At 59.1% G+C, this 23,721-nt stretch carries 23 protein-coding genes and 1 tRNA gene; 19 read left to right on the forward strand and 5 right to left on the reverse strand.

Annotated elements, in window-relative coordinates:
- Window positions 1-29: 29 nt before the first annotated feature.
- The 7 genes from rplT to R8871_RS15610 all read left to right on the forward strand — a co-directional run bounded on the left by rplT (window position 30) and on the right by R8871_RS15610 (window position 6,596).
- Window positions 30-389: a 50S ribosomal protein L20 gene (gene rplT / locus R8871_RS15580; protein WP_006052502.1), complete on the forward strand. Its 360-nt coding sequence runs from the start codon at window positions 30-32 to the stop codon at window positions 387-389.
- A 157-nt stretch (window positions 390-546) separates the two neighbouring features.
- Window positions 547-1,560 carry a phenylalanine--tRNA ligase subunit alpha gene (pheS, locus tag R8871_RS15585; RefSeq protein ID WP_028200200.1) on the forward strand — a complete coding sequence of 338 codons (1,014 nt, stop codon included), beginning with the start codon at window positions 547-549 and terminating at the stop codon, window positions 1,558-1,560.
- Between the two features lie 137 nt (window positions 1,561-1,697).
- Complete coding sequence (pheT, locus tag R8871_RS15590) at window positions 1,698-4,133, forward strand: phenylalanine--tRNA ligase subunit beta (protein WP_175051231.1); 2,436 nt, start codon at window positions 1,698-1,700, stop codon at window positions 4,131-4,133.
- A 69-nt stretch (window positions 4,134-4,202) separates the two neighbouring features.
- A complete protein-coding gene (locus R8871_RS15595; protein ID WP_054040433.1) occupies window positions 4,203-4,613 on the forward strand; it encodes an integration host factor subunit alpha in 411 nt (136 codons plus the stop codon).
- A gap of 46 nt (window positions 4,614-4,659) precedes the next feature.
- On the forward strand, window positions 4,660-5,067 hold the full coding sequence (locus R8871_RS15600) for a MerR family transcriptional regulator (RefSeq protein ID WP_175051232.1): 408 nt from the start codon (window positions 4,660-4,662) through the stop codon (window positions 5,065-5,067).
- Between the two features lie 63 nt (window positions 5,068-5,130).
- Window positions 5,131-5,207 (forward strand) — tRNA-Pro (locus tag R8871_RS15605).
- 222 nt (window positions 5,208-5,429) lie between these two features.
- A complete protein-coding gene (locus R8871_RS15610) occupies window positions 5,430-6,596 on the forward strand; it encodes an acyltransferase family protein (protein ID WP_175051233.1) in 1,167 nt (388 codons plus the stop codon).
- A gap of 253 nt (window positions 6,597-6,849) precedes the next feature.
- Here the strand turns inward: R8871_RS15610 and R8871_RS15615 are convergent, their stop codons facing one another.
- The 4 genes from R8871_RS15615 to R8871_RS15630 form a co-directional block, all read right to left on the reverse strand.
- Window positions 6,850-7,539 carry a class I SAM-dependent methyltransferase gene (locus R8871_RS15615; RefSeq protein WP_175051234.1) on the reverse strand — a complete coding sequence of 230 codons (690 nt, stop codon included), beginning with the start codon at window positions 7,537-7,539 and terminating at the stop codon, window positions 6,850-6,852.
- Window positions 7,540-7,666: 127 nt separating this feature from the next.
- On the reverse strand, window positions 7,667-8,797 hold the full coding sequence (locus R8871_RS15620; protein ID WP_175051235.1) for an acyl-CoA dehydrogenase family protein: 1,131 nt from the start codon (window positions 8,795-8,797) through the stop codon (window positions 7,667-7,669).
- A gap of 12 nt (window positions 8,798-8,809) precedes the next feature.
- Complete coding sequence (locus R8871_RS15625; RefSeq protein WP_175051236.1) at window positions 8,810-10,018, reverse strand: acyl-CoA dehydrogenase family protein; 1,209 nt, start codon at window positions 10,016-10,018, stop codon at window positions 8,810-8,812.
- A gap of 96 nt (window positions 10,019-10,114) precedes the next feature.
- Window positions 10,115-12,235, reverse strand: a complete 2,121-nt coding sequence (locus R8871_RS15630) for a 3-hydroxyacyl-CoA dehydrogenase NAD-binding domain-containing protein (protein ID WP_175051237.1) — start codon at window positions 12,233-12,235, stop codon at window positions 10,115-10,117.
- A gap of 141 nt (window positions 12,236-12,376) precedes the next feature.
- Here R8871_RS15630 and R8871_RS15635 point away from each other — a divergent pair, with 141 nt between their 5' ends.
- The 7 genes from R8871_RS15635 (at window position 12,377) to R8871_RS15665 (ending at window position 18,250) form a co-directional block, all read left to right on the forward strand.
- Window positions 12,377-13,285 carry a LysR family transcriptional regulator gene (locus tag R8871_RS15635; protein ID WP_175051238.1) on the forward strand — a complete coding sequence of 303 codons (909 nt, stop codon included), beginning with the start codon at window positions 12,377-12,379 and terminating at the stop codon, window positions 13,283-13,285.
- Between the two features lie 591 nt (window positions 13,286-13,876).
- Complete coding sequence (locus R8871_RS15640; RefSeq protein ID WP_175051239.1) at window positions 13,877-14,674, forward strand: transporter substrate-binding domain-containing protein; 798 nt, start codon at window positions 13,877-13,879, stop codon at window positions 14,672-14,674.
- Between the two features lie 13 nt (window positions 14,675-14,687).
- Window positions 14,688-15,365, forward strand: a complete 678-nt coding sequence (locus R8871_RS15645; RefSeq protein ID WP_175051240.1) for an ABC transporter permease — start codon at window positions 14,688-14,690, stop codon at window positions 15,363-15,365.
- 3 nt (window positions 15,366-15,368) lie between these two features.
- Window positions 15,369-16,136: an ABC transporter permease gene (locus R8871_RS15650; protein ID WP_175051241.1), complete on the forward strand. Its 768-nt coding sequence runs from the start codon at window positions 15,369-15,371 to the stop codon at window positions 16,134-16,136.
- A gap of 60 nt (window positions 16,137-16,196) precedes the next feature.
- On the forward strand, window positions 16,197-16,817 hold the full coding sequence (locus R8871_RS15655; protein WP_175051242.1) for a type 2 periplasmic-binding domain-containing protein: 621 nt from the start codon (window positions 16,197-16,199) through the stop codon (window positions 16,815-16,817).
- A 28-nt stretch (window positions 16,818-16,845) separates the two neighbouring features.
- Entirely contained in the window at window positions 16,846-17,601 is a 756-nt protein-coding gene (locus tag R8871_RS15660; protein ID WP_175051243.1) for an amino acid ABC transporter ATP-binding protein, read from the forward strand.
- Between the two features lie 43 nt (window positions 17,602-17,644).
- The gene (locus R8871_RS15665) at window positions 17,645-18,250 is read left to right on the forward strand and encodes a hypothetical protein (protein WP_175051244.1); all 606 of its coding nucleotides are present in this window, start codon (window positions 17,645-17,647) and stop codon (window positions 18,248-18,250) included.
- Window positions 18,251-18,298: 48 nt separating this feature from the next.
- Here the strand turns inward: R8871_RS15665 and R8871_RS15670 are convergent, their stop codons facing one another.
- Window positions 18,299-18,952 (reverse strand): helix-turn-helix domain-containing protein, encoded by a 654-nt coding sequence (locus R8871_RS15670; protein ID WP_175051245.1) that lies wholly within the window; start codon window positions 18,950-18,952, stop codon window positions 18,299-18,301.
- A gap of 126 nt (window positions 18,953-19,078) precedes the next feature.
- On the opposite strand from R8871_RS15670, the gene R8871_RS15675 reads away from it, so the two are divergent.
- The 5 genes from R8871_RS15675 (at window position 19,079) to leuD (ending at window position 23,623) form a co-directional block, all read left to right on the forward strand.
- The gene (locus R8871_RS15675) at window positions 19,079-19,528 is read left to right on the forward strand and encodes a GNAT family N-acetyltransferase (RefSeq protein WP_175051246.1); all 450 of its coding nucleotides are present in this window, start codon (window positions 19,079-19,081) and stop codon (window positions 19,526-19,528) included.
- A 140-nt stretch (window positions 19,529-19,668) separates the two neighbouring features.
- A complete protein-coding gene (locus tag R8871_RS15680) occupies window positions 19,669-20,574 on the forward strand; it encodes a LysR family transcriptional regulator (RefSeq protein ID WP_175051247.1) in 906 nt (301 codons plus the stop codon).
- Between the two features lie 123 nt (window positions 20,575-20,697).
- Entirely contained in the window at window positions 20,698-21,576 is an 879-nt protein-coding gene (locus R8871_RS15685; RefSeq protein WP_175051248.1) for an alpha/beta fold hydrolase, read from the forward strand.
- A gap of 17 nt (window positions 21,577-21,593) precedes the next feature.
- A complete protein-coding gene (gene leuC, locus R8871_RS15690; RefSeq protein ID WP_175051249.1) occupies window positions 21,594-23,012 on the forward strand; it encodes a 3-isopropylmalate dehydratase large subunit in 1,419 nt (472 codons plus the stop codon).
- Window positions 23,006-23,623 carry a 3-isopropylmalate dehydratase small subunit gene (leuD, locus tag R8871_RS15695; RefSeq protein ID WP_175051250.1) on the forward strand — a complete coding sequence of 206 codons (618 nt, stop codon included), beginning with the start codon at window positions 23,006-23,008 and terminating at the stop codon, window positions 23,621-23,623. The genes leuC and leuD overlap by 7 nt, the downstream gene beginning before the upstream one ends.
- Window positions 23,624-23,721: the final 98 nt, after the last annotated feature.

A 23,721-nucleotide genomic window follows, 5' to 3' on the forward strand; every position in this document is an offset into this window, starting at 1 on the left:
CCCTTAACCGACACTCATAGGAGCAAGACATGCCTCGAGTAAAACGTGGGGTTACCGCACGGGCCCGTCACAAGAAGATCATCAAGCTGGCCAAGGGTTACCGCGGCCGTCGCAATAACGTCTATCGCATCGCCAAGCAGGCGGTCATGCGCGCAGGCCAATACGCCTACCGCGATCGCCGCAACAAGAAGCGTGTGTTCCGTGCATTGTGGATCACGCGTATCAACGCGGCGGTGCGTCAGCACGACATGACGTACAGCGTGTTCATCAACGGCCTGAAGAAGGCTTCGATCGAACTCGACCGCAAGGTGCTGGCCGACATGGCTGTGTTCGACAAGGCTGCTTTTGCTGCGATCGTTCAGCAGGTGAAAGCCGCCGTTGCAGCCTGATTGCGCTTTGGGCAATTAAACTGCGTGGTTCGTTGCAGCGAACATCCGGTAGTCTCGGTGACGCTGCAGCAAAAACGGGGCTCCTCACCGAGCCCCGTTTTTGTTGGTAGAACCGGATTTGCTTCGATAGAACACTGACGTTGAAATGATGGGATCAATGGATCTGGACCAGATTGTCGCCGACGCGCAAAAAGCCTTCGCAGAAGCCTCCGACGTCACCACCCTCGAGAACGAGAAAGCGCGCTTTCTCGGCAAATCGGGTGCGTTGACCGAGCTATTGAAGGGCCTTGGCAAACTCGATCCCGAAACGCGCAAGACCGAAGGCGCACGGATCAACCTCGTCAAGCAACAAGTGGAGGCCGCGTTGACGGCCCGCCGTCAGGCGCTCGCCGACGCGTTGCTGAACCAGCGCCTCGCCGCTGAAGCCATTGACGTCACGTTGCCCGGCCGCGGCACCGGCGCAGGTAGTCTGCACCCGGTGATGCGCACGTGGGAACGCGTCGAACAGATTTTCCGTACGATCGGATTCGACGTGGCCGACGGCCCCGAAATCGAAACCGACTGGTACAACTTCACCTCGCTGAACAGCCCGGAAAACCATCCGGCGCGTTCAATGCAGGACACCTTCTACGTCGACGGCAAAGATGCCGACGGCCGTCAACTGCTGCTGCGCACCCACACCAGCCCGATGCAGGTGCGCTACGCCCGTACCAACACGCCGCCGATCAAGGTGATCGTGCCGGGCCGCACGTATCGTGTGGACAGCGACGCAACGCATTCGCCGATGTTCAACCAGGTCGAAGGCCTGTGGATCGACGAGAACATCAGCTTCGCGGACCTGAAGGGCGTCTACTCCGACTTCCTCAAGAAATTCTTCGAGCGCGACGATATTCAGGTGCGCTTCCGTCCGTCGTACTTTCCGTTCACCGAACCGTCGGCTGAAATCGACATGCTGTTCGAAACGGGCAAGAACGCCGGCAAGTGGCTCGAAATTTCGGGTTCCGGCCAGGTGCACCCCACGGTGATCCGCAACATGGGTCTCGACCCCGAGCGCTACATCGGTTTTGCATTCGGCAGCGGCCTCGAGCGGCTCACCATGTTGCGTTACGGCGTGCAAGACCTGCGTCTGTTCTTCGAAAACGACCTGCGTTTCCTGCGTCAATTCGCGTGAACCGGCGCGTACGAACGCGACAAGCATAGAGCGCGGCACTGTACGCAGTGCCGCAGCAGCGTCCCCGGTAGTGCCCAGTGAATCAATGGGCCGCCTGCCGGACCTGGACCTAACCTGATCAGAACGTACACAGAACCATGCAATTCCCGGAATCCTGGCTGAGAACCTTTGTCGATCCGCAACTGACGACCGATGAGCTGTCGCACGCGTTGACGATGGCGGGTCTCGAAGTCGAAGACCTGCGGCCGGCCGCGCCGCCGACTTCGAAGATCGTCGTCGGCCAGGTGCTGGAAGTCGTCAAGCACCCGGACGCGGACAAGCTCAACGTGTGTCAGGTCGACGCCGGCACGGGCGTGACGCTGAACATCGTGTGCGGTGCGCCGAATGTCGCGCCGGGCATCAAGGTGCCGGTCGCGCTGGTCGGCGCGCAACTGCCGCCGGCCGAAGAGGGCGGCGCGCCTTTCGCGATCAAGCTCTCGAAGCTGCGCGGCGTGGAAAGCCAGGGCATGCTGTGCTCGGCACGTGAACTGAAGCTCTCGGAAGATCATAGCGGCCTGATGATCTTGCCGGAAGCTACGCCGATCGGCCAGGACATCCGCGAAACGCTCAATCTCGACGACACGGTTTTCGAAATCAAGCTGACGCCGAACAAGGCGGACTGCCTGTCGGTGTTCGGCGTGGCGCGCGAAACGTCGGCCATCACCGGTGCGCCGCTGCGTCCGCTTGAGATCAAGCCTGTCGAAGTCAAGTTGAACGAAACGTTGCCCGTCAAAATCTCGGCGCCCGATCTGTGCGGCCGCTTCTCGGGGCGCGTGATTCGTGGCGTGAACGCGCGTGCGAAGTCACCGCAATGGATGGTGCAGCGTCTCGAGCGTTCGGGTCAGCGCAGCATTTCCGCGCTCGTCGACATCTCGAACTATGTGATGCTCGAACTGGGCCGTCCGTCGCACGTGTTCGATCTGGACAAGATCCACGGCGGCATGGACGTGCGTTGGGGCCGCAAGGGCGAAACGCTCAAGCTGTTGAACGGCAACACCGTAGAACTCGATGAAACCGTCGGCGTGATCGCCGATGAACAGCACATCGAAAGCCTCGCCGGCATCATGGGCGGCGACAGCACGGCCGTCACGCTCGACACCACCAACATCTATCTCGAAGCCGCGTTCTGGTGGCCGGATAGTATTCGTGGCCGCTCGCGCAAGTACAACTTCTCGACCGATGCAGGCCATCGTTTCGAGCGCGGCGTCGATTACGCGACCACTGTCGAACACATCGAACGCATCACGCAATTGATCCTTGATATCTGCGGCGGCGAAGCCGGCCCGGTCGACGATCAGATCGTCAACGTGCCGAAGCGTGAGCCGGTGAAGATGCGGGTTTCGCGTGCAAACCGCATCATCGGCATCAAGATCGACGCGGACGAAATTGCACAGATCTTCACGCGTCTCGGTCTTACGTTCGAGCGCGACGGCGATACGTTCTCGGTGATCCCGCCGTCGTACCGCTTCGATATCGAAATCGAAGAAGACCTGATCGAAGAAGTCGCGCGCATCTACGGCTTCGAAAAGATTCCTGCGCGTCCGCCGGTTGCAACCAGCGAAATGCTGCCGACCAACGAAACGCAGCGCTCGATTCACGTGATCCGCCATGCGCTCGCCGCACGCGATTACGCGGAAACGGTTAACTTCAGCTTTGTGGATGCCGAGTGGGAGTCGGACTTCGCCGGCAACGACAATCCTGTTCGTCTGTTGAATCCGATTGCGAGCCAGTTGTCGGTCATGCGCACCACGCTGTTCGGCAGCCTGATCGAGGTCCTGCGCACGAACCTGAATCGCCGCGCGGCCGATCGCGTGCGCGTGTTCGAAGCCGGCCGCGTGTTCCTGCACGATCCGTCGATCAAGGCAGGTGAATTGACCGTCGAAGGTTTTGCGCAGCCGAAGATGATCGGCGGCCTCGCCTACGGTCCCGTGCTCGAAGAGCAGTGGGGCGCACAAACACGCACTGTCGACTACTTCGACGTGAAGGGCGATCTGGAAGCCGTGCTCGCGCCGGCCGTGGCACGCTTCGTGAAAGCGGAGCATCCGGCATTGCATCCGGGCCGCAGCGCGCGTATTGAACTGAATGATCGCGCAGTGGGCTGGATTGGTGAATTGCATCCGCGCTGGATGCAGAAATATGATTTGCCGCATGCGCCGATTCTGTTTGAAATCGAATCGGAAGCATTAATGCAGCGCGTATTGCCGATTCCGGCGGATGTGTCTAAATTCCCGCCGGTACGTCGCGATATCGCGGTGGTCGTCGATCAGAAAATCGAGGTGCAGGCGCTGCTGGACGAGCTCCAGAAGGCCCAGTCCGAAGAGGCCTGCAAGACTGTTCAGAAGGTTGTGCTTTTTGACGAATTCCGTCCAAAATCAAACACTTCCGGTGGTTTGGCTGCTCACGAGAAAAGCCTTGCGTTCCGTGTGACCTTGCAAGATACTGGCGGGACCCTTCAGGATGAAACGGTCGATCTGGCCATTCAAACTCTGGTGGAACGTCTGGCTCGAGTATATGGCGCACGGTTGCGTGGATAACCCGCATTTAACATTTGCACGGCATTTTTTCGCAACCTCCGTTTCTGCTTGGCGCGCCATTTGATAGATATGAATGAAATGAACTCGAGTGATTTCGAAGCCCTTCTTACGGCGCAACGCAGCGCCATGATTCGCGATATTCCGACATCACCCGCGGCCGTTTCCACCGAAACGCCGACGCTTACCAAAGCTGAACTTGCCGAGTTGCTGTTCGACAATGTCGGGCTCAACAAGCGGGAAGCGAAAGACATGGTCGAAGCATTCTTCGAGGTGATCCGCGATGCGCTGGAGAGTGGCGATAGCGTGAAGCTGTCGGGGTTCGGCAACTTCCAGTTGCGCGACAAACCCCAGCGTCCCGGCAGAAACCCGAAGACCGGCGAGGCGATTCCGATCGCCGCGCGCCGCGTTGTGACGTTCCATGCAAGTCAAAAGCTGAAAGCGTTGGTCGAGAACGGCGCTGAAGCGAGCTTCGCGCGCTGATCGACTGGCGCGTCCCTGCGCAACCCACCACGACGGCTAACTGACGATGACAGCGACGATCGAAAAAGTCGTCTTGCCTCCGATTCCGGCGAAGCGCTACTTCACGATTGGTGAGGTCAGCGAACTATGCGGCGTCAAACCGCATGTGCTGCGTTATTGGGAACAGGAGTTCACGCAGTTGAGGCCGGTCAAGCGGCGCGGCAATCGCCGGTACTACCAGCATCATGAGGTGCTGTTGATCCGGCGGATTCGTGAGTTGCTGTACGAGCAAGGCTTCACGATCAACGGTGCACGCAATCGGCTCGATTCGCATGGCGGTGGTGCGCAAGGTGGGCCGGCTGATCTGGTCGAGGAAGGCGAGGGCGCAGCGATTCCGGCCGCAGCAACGGCTGCGGTAGATGTGGAGCAATTGCGCAAGGAATTGCTGCATGTGATCGACCTGTTGGGTCACTAGTTTTCTTTGTTAGCGCAGAGCGGTTCTAATCGATTGAAGTGTCTGTTATAATTTTTAGCTGTTCGGGGCGTAGCGCAGCCTGGTAGCGTACCTGCATGGGGTGCAGGTGGTCGGAGGTTCAAATCCTCTCGCCCCGACCAAGATCAAAGCCGCACGCCGTAAGGTGTTGCGGCTTTTTCATTGTCTGCCGCTTTTTTCATCATCTTAGAGATTCTATTAGAGACTCCCTAATATTCAAGCCGACTTCCTGGCCGGCAGACTGAGCACAATGTTCGACACCGGCATGTCGCGCGTTCAGCTGCGCGTCCAGGCGATTGCCGGCGCGATAGCCTGATTTGACCGGAAACGGTTTTTGAAGGACGATGGCCGCCAAAATAACCGAGGCCACCGTGGAAACCGACAGCGGCAAACATTACAACAACGAAATCCAGGCACTTCGCGCAATCGCCGTGATGGCCGTTCTGGTCCACCATCTGGTTTTCCTGTTCACATGGGAGGGAGCGCGCTGGAATCGCATCGGGCACGGCCTATGGGTCGGTGTCGACCTGTTCTTCTGCATTTCGGGTTACGTGATCGCCAAGGCGTTGCTCCCTCGCCTGGAAGGGAAAACCGGATCAGCATATTGGGCCGAGGTCGGTAGTTTCTGGGTCAGGCGCCTGTACCGTATAACTCCCTCGGCGTGGCTGTGGATGATGATCGCTATGGCCGTGAGCCCGTTCTTTTCCGGCTACTACAGCCCGCACAAAAACCTGCCTGATGTTATCGCTGTAGCGATGCACATCGAAAACTTCCATGTTGTCAATTGCCTGAATGGCGACAGCGCGTGCGGCAACTTCGGCTATTACTGGACGCTGTCGCTCGAGGAGCAGTTCTATGTACTGCTGCCTCTGCTCTTCCTGATATTCAGGAAACGCCTGCCAATAGTACTCGGCATAATGGTCGCGGCGCAGTTCTTCATTCATCGCAATCAGTGGGATGGCTTACTCTCGTTCATCCGCACTGATGCGATTCTGCTTGGCGTACTACTGGCGTTTTTCAGTCGAACAGACGCCTACAGGATGCTGGAACCGAACCTCCTTGCGTCCCGCTTCCGGTTCATCATCCCCTCGATTCTGTTCGCAGCACTGTTCGCGATTCCCCATTACGAGATCGTTTCATTCTTCATGGGCATGTCCGCGCTGGTGTCCGCGCTGATCGTCTGGATGTGCTCATATGACCGTGGCTACTTCCTCGGGCCGACATTACTGCGTCGCGCGCTGGTGTGGATCGGCGAGCGTTCCTTCGCGATCTACCTGATTCATTTTCCCGTCTACGTGTACACCCGCGAATTCTGGCCGAAGTTCGAACCGGCCGGCACGCATATCGGAGCGAACTTCACGCTGCGCTACGCATTGACCGCGACCATCGTCACGCTAATCCTCGCCGACCTCAACTTCCGGTTCGTGGAGGAACCCCTGCGCAAGCGTGGTCACATTCGTGCCGCTCAGATTGCCGAGCGCGCCGTCAGATTGACGGGCCAAGGAGAGTAGAAAAGCCTCTTATATTCCTCCAATCACTTCTCCCAAGGCCGCGCCGCTCTCCGTCTTTAAATTAGAGAAAAGTAGTCTTGTGTCTTTACTGGAGTGTGTTCCATAGGGCCTTTTTCGTTTTGCGGTGGATTTACCCTCACGTTTGTCCCCATATTGCGGCGAGCTCCAGCGGGAAAAACGAAGAGCAACTGCTTGAGGGCGACTGAGTCGTGGGAAGGAGCACACTCATGCGCGACCTGGTTGTGATTACTGGCTAGTCCTTGATCAGAATGGCGACTGACTGACCGAAGATGCCGAGATTGCCAATCGGCGCGGTTCCGTCGATAAACCGCTCGATCCGATATCCCAGTTCAGCCGCCCATTTTTCGACCGCCGGGCGTTCGATGAAAGTGTTGAGAGGCCCGGGGTTTCCGGCGCGTAGCGCTTTGGCGGTGTTTTCAAACACAATCCAATGCGTCGGTGCCGCAAACTCCAGAAATGAGAAAATAACTCGTCCGCCTGGTTTCAAGGCGCGTCGCATGTCCTGCAGATACAGATAGCTCTCGTGGTGCAGCAGATGTGTGAAGACGCTGAACGCGCAGGCGATATCGATCGCTTCGTCGCCGGTAGGTAGCGACAAGGCAGTATGCCGCGCGAAGCGGTAATGCGCGGGCGTCTTTGATTTCGCATAGTCGAGCAGCGCCTGCACGATGTCCGTTCCGCAATAGTCAAGATCAAGTCCGGACTTTCCAAGCGCGTGCGCGAGCCGCCCGCTACCGCACCCCAGATCGAAGATGCTCATGCCGTCTCTCAGGCCGTTTTCGCGCAGCACCGCGAGCTGCAATGCGCCTGTTTCCTCATAGAGGCCACCCACTGCTAGCGCCATCGCCTTGTCGAGTGGATGGTTTGCGATCAGATCGGCTACGTGTCTCTCGTAATCTTCGATGAAGTGAAACTGAGCCATTTAGATGTCTCCTTCACGGGTACTTTTTAGCAGTCTAACTTATCGGAAGTTACCTCATTCTTACCGCGCGTAATCCATTGATGGCGCCCATTCACCCTTGATTCAAAGCAAACCTGGAAACCCGTTCTCACCCTCTACCAAGCGCGATAAACCGCTCGAGATGATGATCCTCATCGCCCAACTGATGGTCGATCATCACAAGACGCTTCGCATAGTGCGCCATCGGTAGCTCCCACGTCATACCGATACCGCCATGCAACTGAATACATTCCTCGGCAACCATCGTCCCTATCCGGCCGATGCTGTATTTCGCGGCTGAAACCGCGCGTTCCCGCACCGTGCGTTCAGCGCCAAGCGCTGCCGCGGCATTGATCACCGCCGATCGTGCCTGCTCGATCTCGAGCAGCAGATCCGCCATCCGATGTTGCAACGCCTGGAAGCTGCCGATTGGCACGCCGAACTGCTTACGCGTGCGCAGGTACTCGAGCGTGTAGTCTTTTGCAACATCCATCGCGCCGACCGCTTCAGAACACAACGCAAGCACGCCGCAGCTGATCGCGTACTCGAGCGTTGCGAAGCCTTCTCCAACTGCGCCGAGCAGCGCATCGTCTGCGAGCATGACGTTGTCGAACGTGACCTCGGCCGCGCGGCCGCCGTCGATCTTGCGATAGCCGCGCACGCTGACACCCGCGGCGTCGCGTGGGACGAGAAAGAGCGTGATGCCGGCTTCGGCGTCGTCAGCACCCGCGGTGCGTGCGGAGACCAGAAAAACGGAAGCGTTCTCGCCGTGCTGAACCACGGCCTTCGCACCATCCAACCGCCATGCGTCGCCAACACGCTGAGCACGTGTTGTGACGCGCGACAGTTCGTAATGGCCGTCCGGCTCGCCATGCGCGAGCGCGACGATCCGGGATCCGTCGATCAATTCGCCGAGCGCGGCCTTTTGCATTGCATTGCCGCCGCGCGCGATCGCCTGGCCGACGATCAGCGTATCGAGAAACGGTTCGACCACGAGGCCGCGACCCAGGCTCTCGAATACGACGGCGATATCGAAGCCGCCGCCGCCAAAACCACCGTCCGATTCGTCGAACAACGCGCCGATAATGCCGAGTTCCGCGAAGCGGTTCCACAGGTCGGTGCTGTAGCCTTCGGGCGAGCCTGCGATGCGGTCACGCGTTTCGAAGGCGTATTGTTCGGTGACAAAACGGTTGAGCGTATCCGCCAGCATGCGGCGATCTTCGGTGTGCTGGAAATTCATGATGTGCGCCCCTTACAGTCCCAGGATCATTTTGGAAATGATGTTCTTCTGGATTTCGTTGGAGCCGCCGAAGATCGACAGCTTGCGGTTGTTGAAGTAGAGAGAGGCAGCGCTGGCGGCTTCGTCTGGACCGACGGGCGTACCCTCGAAACCATCGTGCAAGGCTTCCTCGACGAACGGCTGCGCATACGGTCCCATCGCACGGCGCGTGAGCGAGGAGATCTCCTGGCGGATCTCGGTGCCGCGAATCTTCAACATGGAACTCTCGGCGCCCGGCACGCCGCCTCCGGCCACCGCTGCGATCACGCGCAGATTGGTGGTCTTCATGTTCTCCAGATCGATCTCGACTCGCGCCATACGTGCCGCAAACGAAGGATCTTCTGCAAGCGGCCGGCCGTTGCGTTGCTGCTTCGCGGCAATCTTGCGCAGCCGGTTGAACGCGGCGACCGAGAAGCCGACACCCGCGATATTGGTGCGCTCATACGTGAGCAGGTACTTGGCGTAGGTCCAGCCTTTATTTTCTTCGCCCACGAGATTCTCAACGGGTACACGCACGTCCGTGAAAAACACTTCGTTGACTTCGTGCTCACCGTCGAGCGTGATGATCGGGCGCACTTCGACGCCTGGCGTATTCATGTCGATCAGCAGGAAGCTGATGCCTTCCTGCTTGCGCACGTCGGTGGCGCTGCGCACGAGGCAGAAGATCATGTTCGCGTAGTGACCGAGCGTCGTCCACGTCTTCTGACCGTTGACGATGTAATGCTCGCCTTGCGCGTCGCTGCCGCGTACAGCCGTGGTTTTGACCGATGCGAGGTCCGAGCCCGCGCCGGGTTCCGAGTAGCCCTGGCACCACCAGTCCGAGCCATCGAGAATGCGCGGCAACCAGTGACGCTTTTGCGCTTCGTTGCCGTATTTGATCAGCACGGGCCCAAGCATGTTGACGCCGAACGGCACGACGCGCGGTGCGCCCGCCAATGCGCATTCATTCTCGAAGATGAATTTCTGCACGGCGTTCCAGCCCGGGCCGCCGTACTCCTTCGGCCAATGATTGGCGAGCCAGCCTTGTGCGTTGAGAATTGCGTGCCACTCGGCCATGTCTTCGCGTGTGAGGCGGCGGCCGCCGTGTACTTTGTCGGCGAGACGTTGCGGGAGTTTGTCACGCAAAAAACGCTGCACGTCAGTGCGAAAAGCCTCTTCGTCAGGCGTGAAGTTCAGATCCATAGCGGGTTCTTCCCTAGATATTTACCGGACCGGCGGGTGAGCGGGCAGACGGGCGCGCTCCCTGCCGGTCGAGAATGCTCCAAATAACGTGCGCTCTCAAGCTGACTGGTTGAGGCTCGCAAAATCCGCGCCGCGCTCGACCAGGTCGACCAGCAACGGCGACGCACGCCAGAACAGCGGGTCTTCTTTGGCGAACTCGCGAATGTCCGCGAGAACCGTGGCGAGGCCCACGCTATCGGCATACTTCATCGGACCGCCGCGATAACGCGGAAAGCCGTAGCCATAGAGGAAGGTCACGTCGACATCGAGCGGTCGCAGCGCGATGCCTTCATGCACGACATTGGCGCCTTCGTTGATCATCGCGGCCATGTAGCGGCGCATGATTTCTTCGTCGGTGAACGTGCGCGGCGTGATGCCGGCGCGCTCGCGTTCGGCGTCGATGATGGCCTCGACTTCAGGGTCGGGCGCGCCGCTGCGCGAACCTTCGGGGTACAGATAAAAACCACGGCCGGTCTTCTGACCAAACCAGCCGCGTTCGCAAAGACGGTCGGCGATCTGCACGTAGCGCGCGTTGGGATTCCGCGTGGCTGCGCGCCGCTTGCGCGCAGCCCAACCGATGTCGCCGCCGGCCAGATCGACCACCTGGAACGGACCCATCGGGAAGCCGAACGCACGCACTGCCGCATCGATCTGATACGGCGACGCGCCGTCTTCCATCATCGCGTCGGCCGCGCTACGGTACACCGCCAGCACGCGATTGCCGATGAAACCATCGCACACGCCGGCCCGCACCGGCGTCTTGCGCAGCTTCTTCGCGAGTTCGAACGCCGTGGCGACCACGTCGGCGCTGACCTGCTTCGGCACCACCACTTCCAGCAGCTTCATGATGTTGGCGGGGGAGAAGAAGTGCAGGCCGATCACATCCGCGGGGCGTGAGATGCTGGCCGCGATCGCGTCGATGTCGAGATACGACGTATTGGTGGCGAGTACCGCGCCCGCCTTGCAAACTCGATCGAGTTCGGCGAACACGGCCTTTTTCACCGACAGGTCTTCGAACACCGCTTCGATTACCAGATCGGTGTCAGCGAGTGCGTCGTATGACGTGCTGCCTTGCCAGCGCGTCATCACGTCGGCTTTCTTTTCCGCGCTCATGCGGCCTTTGGCGATCAGGCCGTCGTAGACCTTTTCGATGTGCGCGCGGCCGCGCGCGAGCGACTCAGCGTCGCGTTCGATCATCGTCACCGGCAGGCCGGCATCGAGCACGGCGACGGCGATGCCCGCGCCCATTGTGCCGCCCCCCACCACGCCGATCCTGTTCAGTGCGCGTGGTTTTGCTTCGCGTGTTTCCGGGGCCTTGAGCACTTCACGTTCGGCAAAGAACGCGTGAATCAGGCCGGCACGCTGCGGGCTGTCGATGCATTCAAGGAACAGTTTGCGCTCGAGCCGCAGGCCGTCTTCGAAAGGCTGTTCGATGGCGGCTTCCACGGCATCGACGATTTTTAGCGGGGAAAACAGGCCGCGCGATTTCTTCGCCGTTTCTGCGCGCGCCGTGGTGACGGCGGCGAGGCTCGCTGCGCGGTCGCTGAGTGCAGCGGCATCGCGCGTGCGGCGTACCGGTGCGTGAGCGGCCAGCAGTTCCTGCGCGTAGGCGAGTCCTTCAGCGAGGATGTCGTCACTGCTGCCGAACCGATCGATGAGGCCAAGCGCGAGCGCTTCTTTCGCGCCGGCGTGGCGGCCGCTCAGGATCAGGTCGAGGGCGGCCTGCGCGCCGATCAGGCGCGGCGTACGCTGCGTGCCGCCCGCGCCTGGCAGCAGGCCCAGTTGCACTTCAGGCAAACCGAGTTTCGCGCCATTCACGGCGAGCCGGTAGTGCGCCGCGAGCGCCACTTCCAGGCCGCCGCCGAGCGCGGCGCCGTGAATGGCGGCCACCACCGGTTTCGAACATGCCTCGATGCGATTGCACACGTCCGGCAGCGAGGGCGGCACCGGCGGCTTGCCGAACTCGCGAATGTCCGCGCCCGCGATGAAGTTGCGCCCGGCGCCGACGATCAGCACAGCTTCGACGGCCTTGTCGGCATCCGCCGCGTCAATGGCGGCCAGCAGGCCGCGCCGCACGTCGGCGGACAAGGCGTTGACCGGTGCGTGGTCGATGGTCACCAGCAGGACTTTGCCGCGCAATTCGCGCGTCACAACGTCGGCGGAAGGGTTGAGGATCATCGTGTCGTCTCCTGATTGATATCGGGGCAGATAGGGCATACCTAGTCTGGCGAATTCTCCGATTGTCGGTTGGTCAAGGTTTATTGACAATTACATAGGCGGTTGACAGACTGTCAAAGATACTTTGACAAAGGCTGTGCCATGGACGTCAATTCGCTGACCTTGCTGGTCGATATCCTCGACGCGGGCAATCTGAGCGAGGCCGCGCGCCGGCTGAAAATGAGCCGCGCCAACGTGAGTTACCACCTGAACCAGCTGGAGCGCTCAATCGGGCTGCAGCTGGTCAGGCGCACCACGCGCCGGGTCGAAGCGACTGAAATCGGCCTGCAGTTATACGAGCATGGCCGCACCATTCAGAATGCGCTGCTGGCCGCGCGCGAATCGGTCACCACGCTCGGGCAGAGCTTGCAGGGGCGGGTGCGCTTGAGTGTGCCGAGCGGTTACGGGCAACTGGTGATGTCGGACTGGCTGATCGCGTTCAAGCGTCTTTATCCGGGCATCGTGCTGGACGTGCTGTTCGAGAATCGGGTCGAAGATCTGATGCGCGACGAGGTCGACATCGCGGTTCGGGTCATGTCGGAGCCGCCGCAGAATCTCGTCGCACGAGACATGGGGCCGGTGCGATACGTTGCGTGTGCGTCGCCGGAATTTGCTGCAAGCCGCGGCATGCCGATACGTCTCGACGATTTGCGTACTGCGCCCTTGATTACGGCGGCGGTGGTCGGCAGGCAGTTGCGGGTGGCGGCGTATCTGCGCGACGAACGCCACGAGGTGCTGCTTGAGCCGACGATCATCTCCGAGAACTTCCTGTTCCTGCGCCAGGCGGTGCTGGCTGGTCTAGGCGTTGGTCTGGTGCCCGACTACGTGGTGCAGGACGACCTGCGCCGCGGAGACGTGGTGACGGCGCTCGATGAATGGCGTCTAAGCATCTTCGGCACGAACATGTACCTGCTCTACATGCCGAATCGGCATCACACCCGGGCGGCGGCGAGTTTTATCGAGTTCATCCTCGCGCAGGCGCACGGAAGTGGCAGAGGGGTAGCCGCTTGAATTGCAACGAAGCGCCGGTGCCTCACTCGCGGGTATGCTTAACAAAACGGCGAGATAGCCGTGCATCTGGCAGCACATCAAACTTCAGGGGAGACGGAGATGAAATGGGCAATCGCATGTATCGCGCTACTTGCAATCGCCATCGTCATTGCGATGGTCTCATGTCTCCCGAGTGAGGATGCCATTCGCCTCGCCGGCTATGCGGCTACTGCGGCCTTCGCCGCATTGGTCGGCTTCCTGATTCGCTGGCGAGCAAATCGCGCTCAACGAAACAGGCGCGCTGGCTGAACATGAACACACGCGGCGGGTATTCACCCGAACCGCGTGACGGCCCTGCAGTGCCTCGCTTCCCGTCTGCTCGCTGAATCCATCGAAGATCTGCTTCCGACTCGTCGCCGGGAAGGTCGACGCACGTCCCGAGCTTCGTGAACCGCACGACCTTCGACCCTTCCTCCGATGTCAATCTACGCGTAAACCCGATTAGGGAATTTGCATAAAATTAAAATATTGACGTTAAATTAACGACGGGCTACCTTTACTTCCAATGCGACGGAACATCCGGGGCGCAGCAATCGCGACGAGAGAGTTGCCATGTCACACAGCCTGTTTCAACGTCTTCGAGGATTGATCACCTGCGCCCTGGCGGCGACGTCATTGGTCATGTCGGCACCCGCTTTTTCCGAGGGCGACGTGCTGAGAGTCGCAACGGAGGGCACCTATCCTCCGTGGAGCTTTAAAGATGCCTCCGGCCAGTTGCAGGGCTTCGATGTGGACATTGCGAATGCCCTCTGCGCACAGATGAAGGTGAAGTGCCAGATCGTTGCGCAGGCGTGGGACGGCATCATTCCCGGTCTTCAGGCCAATCGGTATGACGCAATCGTTGCGTCGCTGTCGACAACGCCCGCGCGCCGCAAACAGGTGCTGTTCACCAACAAGTACAAGGACACGACGTCCAGTTTTATCGCGGCAAAAGACAGCGGGATCAAGGACGTGTCGCCGGCGGGTCTGAAAGGCAAACGCATCGGCGTTCAACGCGGCGCTTCCCAGCACCAGTGGCTGGTCGCTAACGGTTACGACAAGACGGCATCACTCGTGCTGTACGACGATACCCGTCAGCCGGAATTGGACCTCGTCGCAGGCCGTGTCGACCTCATCATCGGCAACAAGGCGACGTTCTACTCCGACTTCTTCAAGCGGCCAGACTCGAAGGACTTTGCATTCGTCGGACCTGAATTCAAAGGCGGCGTACTCGGAGACGGAAATGCAATTGCCGTTCGTCTCGACAATGCCGAGCTCTGCAATCGTATTAACGCTGCGCTGGCCGCAATCATGGCGAACGGCACCTATGACCAGATCAGAAAGAAGTATTTCCCTTTCTCTCTGATGTAAAGCGGGAGCCGGCATGGACGATTTCACTCTGAATGGTTATGGCGGACTGATTCTGCTCGGGGCCGTCACGACGCTGCTGGTCGCGCTCGCGGCCACAGCGATCGGCTCGGTCATCGGGATCCTGATGGCCGCTGCCAAGTTGTCTCCCATGCGGATTCTCAGCCATTTCGCGGGGGCGTACACAACCACGATACGAGGTGTTCCGGACCTGCTGGTCATCTTCCTGGTGTACTACGGCGGAAGCGCAACGCTTTCTCATATCCTCGGCCGATCCATTGAAATCAATGCATTCGGTGCGGGTGCGGTGTCGCTCGGGCTGGTGTTTGGCGCCTATGCGACGGAGATCTTTCGGGGTGCGATTCTCGAAGTTCCGCGCGGGCAGTTTGAAGCCGCCGCAGCGCTGGGGCTGACGGGTACGGGGAGCTTTGTCCACGTTATTGCACCCCAGGCGTGGCGCCTCGCCGTTCCGGCTTTCGGGAATCAACTGACCGTACTCCTGAAAGAAACTGCACTGGTTTCGCTGGTTGGTCTGGAGGACCTGATGCGCCGAACAGGCTTCGCCGTTGAAGCGACCAATCGCCCGTTTTTCTTTTACCTTGTTGCTGGCGTGCTGTACTTTGTTCTCAGCTTCGCCCTGACAAATGCCTTTAGTACGGTTCGACGCAAGACGTCGACCGCGTTGGCGAGGTGAGCCATGTTTGATTTCTCATTGCTCATTTCGAGTCTTCCGCGTCTGCTTGCCGCGTTGCCCGTCACGCTTGAGTTGTTTGTCTGCATCGTGGTTGTGGGTCTTATTGTGGGTGTGCCGACAGCGCTCGTGGGATTGAGTTCGTCGAAGGTTCTGAGCGGTTGCGTCAAGTTTTATATTGGCGCTTTCCGCGGCACGCCCGCGCTGGTGCAACTGTTCTTTCTCTACTACGGATTCGGACAGTTCGCTTTTGTTCGACACTCCGTGTTATGGCCGCTCCTGCGCGACCCATTCACCTGCGCTGTCATTGCTCTGGGATTGAATTCTGGCGCGTACACGGCGCGCATTCTGATGGGGGCGTTGTCTGCGGTGCCCAAAGGCATTGTTGAAGCTGCCGAGGCACTCGGGCTGAGTCGGGCATCGATACTCAGCCGAGTTAAAGCACCGATTGCCATTCGCATTGCGATCCCTGCGTACGCCAACGAAACGATTCTGAACCTGAAGGCGACGTCGCTGGCATCGACGGTGACCATCATGGAGTTGACGGGAACGTCGAAGTTGCTGGTGAGTGAAACCTACGCGCCCTATGAGATTTTCGTCGGAGCGGGACTGATTTATCTCGCGATGACATTCTTCCTGTCGTACGCGTTCCGGATTCTCGAGACGAACATCGCACGCAGAACGGGCAAGGACGTCAAAGTCGCCAATGCTCGAAAACCTAAGCAACCCGCGATGCTGAAGTCCTCGGATTCTGGCGACACCCACATAGCCTAGTGACCGTGTAGCGCATTTTTATAGGTGGACTCATGTTCCCGTGTCCCCTACGAAAAGTTAATGGAGAAACGCAAATTGCTTCGGTTTCTGACACTTGGACCCAGTGGTAGCAATCACGAGTTTGTGACTGCTCGATACATTCAGCATCACGGTCTGGAAGAAAAAACATCGATGGCTCTGGTGTTGAGCTTTGACGAGGCTGCACGCATGGTGATCGACGGCGAGGCCGACTATATCGTTCAAGTTGCAGTGCATCCTTCGACGGCCGACATCGTCGCGAAGTACCGCAAGCAATTGTTCGTCATCGACGCCTTCGTCTCTTCCAGCAAGGACATGGCGGTGGTGACCCGGGTTGATATCGGCACACCTCGAACGCTCGCCCTTCAGCCGGCCACCCGCGACTATGTCAATACCGATGGACTGACGCTTATTCCGGAGACATCGACTGCATCGGTAGCAGATGGACTCCTCTCGGGTAAATACGAAAGTGGTCTGACGTACTCGTCTCTTGCAATCGAGAACCCCACGCGGTTCAGAATCGACGAGCGAATCGGTACCGTTGACGACCCATGGATTGTCTATGGTCGCGAGCGATTGTCCGACGGCCAGGTTGTAGCCTGGAAGGAGAGCCCGGCAGCTCGAGCATTCCACGCCCAGACACCCACGCGGCTTGACACTTGATCAGCACGAACTGCACAGGACTTCCGCTATGAACACGGTACCGAACAACGAACTCGCGATATCGATCAAGGGACTCTCAAAGAGTTTCGGCGCGTTCAATGTACTCAACTCTATTTCACTGCATGTCCGACGAGGTGAAAAGATTGTTCTGTGCGGTCCGTCAGGCTCCGGAAAATCGACACTGATTCGCTGCGTGAACCGGCTTGAGAAGCATGATTCGGGAGATGTTCACGTCGACGGAATCGAGCTCACCGACGACGCGAAACATGTGCGCATGGTACGTGCGGATGTCGGCATGGTGTTTCAGCATTTCAATCTGTTCCCGCATATGACGGTGCTGGAAAACTGCACCTTGGCTCCGATGCGCGTTCGCGGACTGAAGCGGAAGGAGGCCGAAGCGCGGGCGCTCGAAATGCTCGAACGGGTTCGCGTTGCGAGCCATGCCGCGAAATACCCCGCGCAGCTTTCCGGTGGTCAGCAGCAGCGGGTTGCCATCGCCAGAGCGCTGTGCATGTCGCCGACCATCATGCTTCTCGACGAACCGACGTCGGCGCTTGACCCTGAGATGGTCAGAGAGGTGCTCGATACGCTTACGCTGCTCGCGCAAGACGGCATGACGATGCTTTGTGTCACGCACGAAATGGGATTTGCAAGGGCAGTCGCTGACCGCATTCTGTTCATGGACCAGGGCGAAATTGTGGAAGACAGCGAGCCTGCTGAATTCTTCGACGCACCGAAAACTGAGCGCGCGAAGCGCTTCCTCAGTCAGATGATTCAAAAATGAATGCGCGACGTTGAAGATGCGCGCGAATTTTGAGGAGTAAAGCATGGCCACAATCAGGTTTGGCACGCTCGGCCCATCGGGGACGAACCACGAGTACGTGACTCGTCGTTACATTGAATTCCACGGGCTTGAGGCTGAAGTCAAACTCTTCGGTAATTTCGACGATGCGCTGGCCGCGTTTGACGCGGACGAAATTGACTATCTCGTTCAGTGCGCGGTTCACCCCGATACGCCGCGCGTGATGGGCAGTAACTTTCGCGAGCGGTTCGTTGTCGATACCTTCATTTCGCCGAGTCAGACATTGGCGATTCTCACGCGGAAAGATGTGAGCAAGCCGGAAACAATCTCGCTTGTTTCCCCTGCAACCGATGAATACGCGGACCTCAGTTCGTATTCGCAGCTGATTCCGGCGGTCTCAATTCCAGTGGCATTCGAACGGTTGATGAAGGGAGAATGCGATTCAGCGCTTGTCTATCGCTACTATTTTGATTCTCAACCAGAGAAGCTGCGAGTAGACGCAACGATCGGTTCGCCTGATGACGCGTGGATTGTGTATGGCCGGGAGCGTGTTGGGGCGGGGGAGATTGTCGCGAGTCGGGAAAGCGTCGTGGCAAAGCAATTCGCAGAACTGCAGCGGTCGCGACGATAAACCGGTACGTGGGAGGGGCCAGTGCAAAAAGGACGTGGCCTCTATTTTCTAGCTGTATTCCCGGATGTTGAAGAATACGGCGAGAAATTTAACCGGCACGCTCTCGATTTCTTCCGGACCATGCGCCGCATTCGGATCGAACAGCAAGCTATCACCAGGCTTCAGATCGTAGAGCCGATTGGCGTACCGGTATTTCATCTTGCCTTCAAGCACGTGAAGGAACTGGATTCCAGTTGTCTGGTGGGTTGACCAGGGCTGGGACTTTTCGTCGAGCGTAACGACATACGGTTCAACGGAAAGGTTACCTGACAATACGTGGCCGATGAGCCGATAGATGTGACCATACGACGAACCTTCCCGGTCGACAGTCACGCCTTGCCCAGCGGGTACGAACGAGCAGTCGTGGCGTTCACTCTGGTCGACGAAGAACCGCGACACCGGTTTGCCCAAAGCATTCGCAAGCCGCGTGAGCGTTTCTATCGACGGCGTTGCGGTTCCCTTTTCGATTCTCGAGAGCATCGAATGCGAAATGCCGGCCATTTTCGCGAGCGTGCCCGAAGCAATTCCTGCTGACGTTCGAAAGGCATGAATCTGCGCAGACAAAGCACGGGACACTTTTTCTACTGCCGGGTCGATCTGCTTCTCTGCTACCTCAATGTCCGGAGATTCTCCAGCGGGCGGCTGGTTCTGAGATTTTGGCATGGCGCCTTCAGTGAAGGAACAGTTCAAAGATGACTACGTTTTGTCATTATATGAGGCATTGCTGTGGATGAGTGCCAGGTCAACAGCTTTTTGGCAGCACCGCGAGAGATAGCAAAAGGGAACACCATGATGCATATTCGTCCTGTTGCATCGACCGATGCGCATTCCGTTGCACACCTTGTGGATGGGCTTCTGACGGAGCTTCACAATGGTGAGCTGGAATTTGCTGACCGGGTGTCTATCGCCGAAGCCGTTCTGAACCAAACGAATCGCAGCTTCGGATATATGGCGCTCGAAGGTGAGAGTCCGATGGGCATACTTCTCATGACAGAAGGCGTGGCGATATACGCGGGAGGAGCCTTCGGACAGATCACGGAGCTATACGTTCGGCCGGAGTACCGGTCGGGTGGAGTCGCCGCAGCGCTGATACGCGAGGCCACGAAGTTCGGCAAGGAACGAGGATGGAAGCGACTCGACGTCGGTGCGCCTGATCAACCACGGTGGGCCCGGACGCTTGCGTTCTATCTGTCCGCGGGTTTTGTAGAGGTTGGACCACGGTTGCGTCTGGACTTGTGATGCCGTCTGCGAGGCTAATTAGTTGACCGTAGCCCGCATTTCGCCGCTGCTACAATGCTTCTCACAAGACGGTCGCGACACGCTCCGTACTGACTACCATCCCACCTCATAAAACCGAGAAGCAGTAAGCTCGTTTCTTCATGAATGATGCCGTCGACATAAGATTTCTACTCAGCATTCGCGAAGCCGGCAGCCTTGCGGGCGCAGCGCGGAAGCTGGGCGTCACGCCGTCGGCGGTAACCAAACGGTTGCAGCAGATTGAGACGAAGCTTGACGTCCATTTGCTGGACCGGTCGACGAGACAATTGCGTTTTACGGAAGAGGGCGAACTGCTCTGTTCCAAAGGCGCAGAGCTTCTTCGGGACTTTGATTCGCTGCTTGCCGAGCTGGGTAGACGAAGAGGGCAACTGGTTGGCGGCTTGAAAGTCAACGCACCGCTCGGCTTCGGCCGTCGATACGTCGCCCGCATCGCATCTGCATTCAAGGATGCCCACCCGGATGTGGACGTCTCCTTGACATTGTCCGACCGCCCACTCATTGAAGAATATGACCGCTATGACATCGTCGTTCATATCGGCGAGTTGGGTCCTTCGAACCTTGTCAGGTACGTAATTGCGCCTAACGCCCGCTACGTCTGCGCGTCCCCCGCTTTCCTGAAAAGATACGGTTCCCCAGCGAACCCGGAAGACCTCGCGGATATTCCCTGCATCGCCCTTCGTCAAAACAATGAGGACGTGACGTTGTGGCATTTTTCGAAGGGGCGTACTTCACGGGGCGTTCGTGTTTCCTCTGGACTGAGTTCGAACGACGGAGATGTGATTCACCAGTGGGCTCGCGAAGGGCGAGGGGTGATGCTTCGGTCGGAATGGGACGTGGCGGAAGAATTACAAAATGGCTCGCTGATCCGGCTGCTGCCGGGCTGGAAGCTACCGGATGCTGATGTCATCGCGCTTGTTCACCAAAGAACGGGCATGCCCGCACGAATCAAGACCTTTCTGCAGCACCTGCAACGGGAGTTTCGTCCGCGCCCGCCTTGGCGACCCTGACTCCGCGTCGCAAGGTGAAAATCGCCCGTCGATTCGTTCCTGTAAGTTAATTTCGGATTGCCTCACTGGAAACCCTATCGTTGCAGGCTTCAACTAGACTGCATTCAGATACGGGAGGCAACGATGTTTACAGGTTTCACTGACGCGTCGATCCAGGTCGACGGCATCCATATCCACGCAATCCGCGGCGGTAACGGCCCGGCCTTACTGCTGCTGCACGGCCATCCGCAGACCCATGCGATCTGGCACAAGGTTGCGCCCACGCTGGCCCGGCACTTCACGGTCATTGCTGCGGATCTGCGCGGCTACGGCGACAGCGGCAAACCGGAAGGTGAGTCCGACCACAGCAACTATTCGAAACGCCGCATGGCTGCGGATCAGGTGTCGTTGATGCGCGCCCACGGCTTCACACAATTTGCCGTGGTCGGCCACGACCGGGGCGGACGCGTTGCCGCTCGCATGGCGCTCGATCATCCGCAAGCTGTGACGAAGCTGGTCACGCTCGACGTGGCGCCGACACTCGCCATGTATGAGCAAACCTCGTTTGCGTTTGCGCGCGCTTACTGGCACTGGTTTTTCCTCGTGCGTCCCGCTCCGTTTCCCGAAACGCTGATTCGCGCCGATCCCGATCTCTATCTGAAGCAGACCATAGGCGCACGCAGCGCCGGGCTGGCGCCGTTCACCGACGCCGCCTATGCCGAGTATTTGCGCTGTCTGTCGGACCCTGCGACCGCGCACGGCATCTGCGAAGACTACCGCGCTAGCATTACGATCGACCTCGATCACGACCGTGCGTCGCTCGCTGAAGGGCAGAAGATCGAGGGTGATTTCCTGGCGCTTTGGGGCGCGCAGGGCGTCATCGAGCAATGTTTCGAGCCGCTCGCCGAATGGCGTCAATGGTCGGCACACGTGAGCGGCGAGGCCCTCCCGTGCGGCCATTACATTCCCGAGGAAGCGCCCGAGTTGCTGCTCGAACGCCTCCTGCCGTTCTTGCAGTCCTAGTCGCCGGTTGACCCATCATGTCAAAACGAACTCTTTACCAGAAACTCGTCGATTCGCATGTCGTCACGCGTATCGACGAGCAAAACGTGCTGTTGTATGTCGATCTGCATCTGATGAACGAATACACCAGCCCGCAGGCGTTCAGCGCGCTCGCGGCGAAAGCGCGGCCCGTGCGTCGTCCGCGGCAGCAGTTGGCGGTGGTCAGCCACATCATTCCGACGCATGCGGAATCGCCGCGCGTGATTCGCGATGCCGCTTCGCTATTGCAGGCGAACAATCTCGCGCGCAACTGCGAGCAGGCCGGTATCGAATTGCACGCGGCGAACGATCCCCTGCAGGGCATCGAACATATCGTCGCGCCAGAACGCGGCTTGATTCGTCCGGGCATGGTCGTGTTGTGCGGCGATAGTCACACGACTACGTATGGCGCGCTCGGCGCGTTGGGCTTCGGCATCGGCACCTCGGAGGTCGAGCACGTGCTTGCCACGCAAACGCTGGTCTATCGCGTTGCGCAAACCATGCGTATCACGATCGACGGGGCGCTGCCATACGGCACATCATCGAAGGATGTGATTCTGTGGATCATCAGCCGCATCGGTGCACAGGGTGCGCGCGGTTATGCGGTGGAGTTCGCAGGCTCGACGATTGCCTCGCTGTCTGCCGAAGCGCGCATGACCTTATGCAACATGACCGTCGAAGCCGGCGCGCGAGCGGCGTTGATCGCGCCCGACGCAATCACGTTCGACTACGTCCGCGCGCACGCAACTTCACTGGACGATGCTGCGTGGGCTGCTGCCATGAACGACTGGCGCGAACTGAAATCGGACGCGGGTGCGAGTTTCGATGCGGAACATCATTTCGACGCACACGATATCGCACCGTTCGTCACATGGGGCACGAGCCCCGATCAGGCGATTGCGGTCGATCAGCGCATTCCCAATGCAGCCGCGCAAAAGACGCCGGAGGCCGCCGCCGCATTGCGTCGCGCGCTCGACTATATCGGGCTCGATGCGGACCAGCCGATTGCAGGCACGCCGATCGATCGCGTGTTCATCGGTTCGTGTACCAATGGACGTATCGAAGATCTGCGCGTGGTGGCAGCGATTGTGCGAGGGCGCCACGTTGCGCAAGGTGTGCGCGCGATGATTGTGCCGGGCTCAGGTAGTGTGCGTCGCCAGGCCGAGGCCGAAGGCATTGCGGCGCTGTTGCGCGATGCCGGTTTCGAATGGCGTGAACCGGGCTGTTCGATGTGTCTCGCGATGAACGACGATTTTCTTGCGGTAGGCGAGCGCTGCGCATCCACGACCAACCGCAACTTTGAAGGACGTCAGGGACGCGGTGGCCGTACTCATCTGATGAGTCCCGCGATGGCCGCAGCCGCTGCACTAACCGGGCGCATCACCGACGTCCGCACGCTGGAGACGCAATCATGCTAACGAGACTCACCGAAATCGAGGGGAATGCCGCGCCATTGCCGATCGAAAATCTCGACACCGATCAGATCATGCCGAAGCAATTTCTTCGCATCATCGACAAGGCCGGGCTGAGCGAGGGCTTGCTGTACGACTTGCGTTTCGACGCAGAAGGCGAGCTGCGCCCGGATTGCGTGCTGAATCAGACGGCGTATCGCGGCGCGCGCATCCTGATTGGTGGCTCGAATTTCGGCTGCGGTTCGAGTCGTGAGCACGCTGTATGGGGGCTTCAGCAATTCGGTTTCGAAGCAGTGATCGCGCCTAGCTTCGCGGAGATTTTCTATTCAAACGCGATGAATAACCGCCTGTTGCTGGTGCAACTGGATCGCGAAGCAGTTGATGTTCTATTGCAAGACGCGGCGACACATCCTGCCGCGCAGTTGCATATCGACATCGAGCAGCAAACGGTGACGACCGCCAGTGGTCGCGTATTCACGTTCCCGCTTGGCGCGCGTCACAAACAGATGGTGATCGAAGGCATGGACACCATCGATCTCACGCTCGCTTCACTCCCCGCAATTGAAGCGTTCGAGCGTACCCATTTCGAACGGCAACCTTGGGCCGCCGTGCTGTAAATCCCCTGGCGGCACTTGCGCCGCCATTCAACCGAAACGCGTGTGACCGATTCCCCGGCAGAAGGGAAGGGACGCGCTTGGTCTTTTAAAAACGGAGG

Source organism: Paraburkholderia sediminicola, assembly GCF_902859805.1.
GTDB classification, from domain to species: Bacteria; Pseudomonadota; Gammaproteobacteria; order Burkholderiales; family Burkholderiaceae; genus Paraburkholderia; species Paraburkholderia sediminicola.

What these genes read in the sequence shown, in the direction of transcription:
- rplT (WP_006052502.1), top strand. Translation starts at nt 30, where the DNA reads ATGCCTCGAGTAAAACGTGGGGTTACCGCACGGGCCCGTCACAAGAAG.
- pheS (WP_028200200.1), top strand. Translation starts at nt 547, where the DNA reads ATGGATCTGGACCAGATTGTCGCCGACGCGCAAAAAGCCTTCGCAGAA.
- pheT (WP_175051231.1), top strand. Translation starts at nt 1,698, where the DNA reads ATGCAATTCCCGGAATCCTGGCTGAGAACCTTTGTCGATCCGCAACTG.
- R8871_RS15595 (WP_054040433.1), top strand. Translation starts at nt 4,203, where the DNA reads ATGAATGAAATGAACTCGAGTGATTTCGAAGCCCTTCTTACGGCGCAA.
- R8871_RS15600 (WP_175051232.1), top strand. Translation starts at nt 4,660, where the DNA reads ATGACAGCGACGATCGAAAAAGTCGTCTTGCCTCCGATTCCGGCGAAG.
- R8871_RS15610 (WP_175051233.1), top strand. Translation starts at nt 5,430, where the DNA reads ATGGCCGCCAAAATAACCGAGGCCACCGTGGAAACCGACAGCGGCAAA.
- R8871_RS15615 (WP_175051234.1), bottom strand. Translation starts at nt 7,539, where the DNA reads ATGGCTCAGTTTCACTTCATCGAAGATTACGAGAGACACGTAGCCGAT.
- R8871_RS15620 (WP_175051235.1), bottom strand. Translation starts at nt 8,797, where the DNA reads ATGAATTTCCAGCACACCGAAGATCGCCGCATGCTGGCGGATACGCTC.
- R8871_RS15625 (WP_175051236.1), bottom strand. Translation starts at nt 10,018, where the DNA reads ATGGATCTGAACTTCACGCCTGACGAAGAGGCTTTTCGCACTGACGTG.
- R8871_RS15630 (WP_175051237.1), bottom strand. Translation starts at nt 12,235, where the DNA reads ATGATCCTCAACCCTTCCGCCGACGTTGTGACGCGCGAATTGCGCGGC.
- R8871_RS15635 (WP_175051238.1), top strand. Translation starts at nt 12,377, where the DNA reads ATGGACGTCAATTCGCTGACCTTGCTGGTCGATATCCTCGACGCGGGC.
- R8871_RS15640 (WP_175051239.1), top strand. Translation starts at nt 13,877, where the DNA reads ATGTCACACAGCCTGTTTCAACGTCTTCGAGGATTGATCACCTGCGCC.
- R8871_RS15645 (WP_175051240.1), top strand. Translation starts at nt 14,688, where the DNA reads ATGGACGATTTCACTCTGAATGGTTATGGCGGACTGATTCTGCTCGGG.
- R8871_RS15650 (WP_175051241.1), top strand. Translation starts at nt 15,369, where the DNA reads ATGTTTGATTTCTCATTGCTCATTTCGAGTCTTCCGCGTCTGCTTGCC.
- R8871_RS15655 (WP_175051242.1), top strand. Translation starts at nt 16,197, where the DNA reads ATGGAGAAACGCAAATTGCTTCGGTTTCTGACACTTGGACCCAGTGGT.
- R8871_RS15660 (WP_175051243.1), top strand. Translation starts at nt 16,846, where the DNA reads ATGAACACGGTACCGAACAACGAACTCGCGATATCGATCAAGGGACTC.
- R8871_RS15665 (WP_175051244.1), top strand. Translation starts at nt 17,645, where the DNA reads ATGGCCACAATCAGGTTTGGCACGCTCGGCCCATCGGGGACGAACCAC.
- R8871_RS15670 (WP_175051245.1), bottom strand. Translation starts at nt 18,952, where the DNA reads ATGCCAAAATCTCAGAACCAGCCGCCCGCTGGAGAATCTCCGGACATT.
- R8871_RS15675 (WP_175051246.1), top strand. Translation starts at nt 19,079, where the DNA reads ATGATGCATATTCGTCCTGTTGCATCGACCGATGCGCATTCCGTTGCA.
- R8871_RS15680 (WP_175051247.1), top strand. Translation starts at nt 19,669, where the DNA reads ATGAATGATGCCGTCGACATAAGATTTCTACTCAGCATTCGCGAAGCC.
- R8871_RS15685 (WP_175051248.1), top strand. Translation starts at nt 20,698, where the DNA reads ATGTTTACAGGTTTCACTGACGCGTCGATCCAGGTCGACGGCATCCAT.
- leuC (WP_175051249.1), top strand. Translation starts at nt 21,594, where the DNA reads ATGTCAAAACGAACTCTTTACCAGAAACTCGTCGATTCGCATGTCGTC.
- leuD (WP_175051250.1), top strand. Translation starts at nt 23,006, where the DNA reads ATGCTAACGAGACTCACCGAAATCGAGGGGAATGCCGCGCCATTGCCG.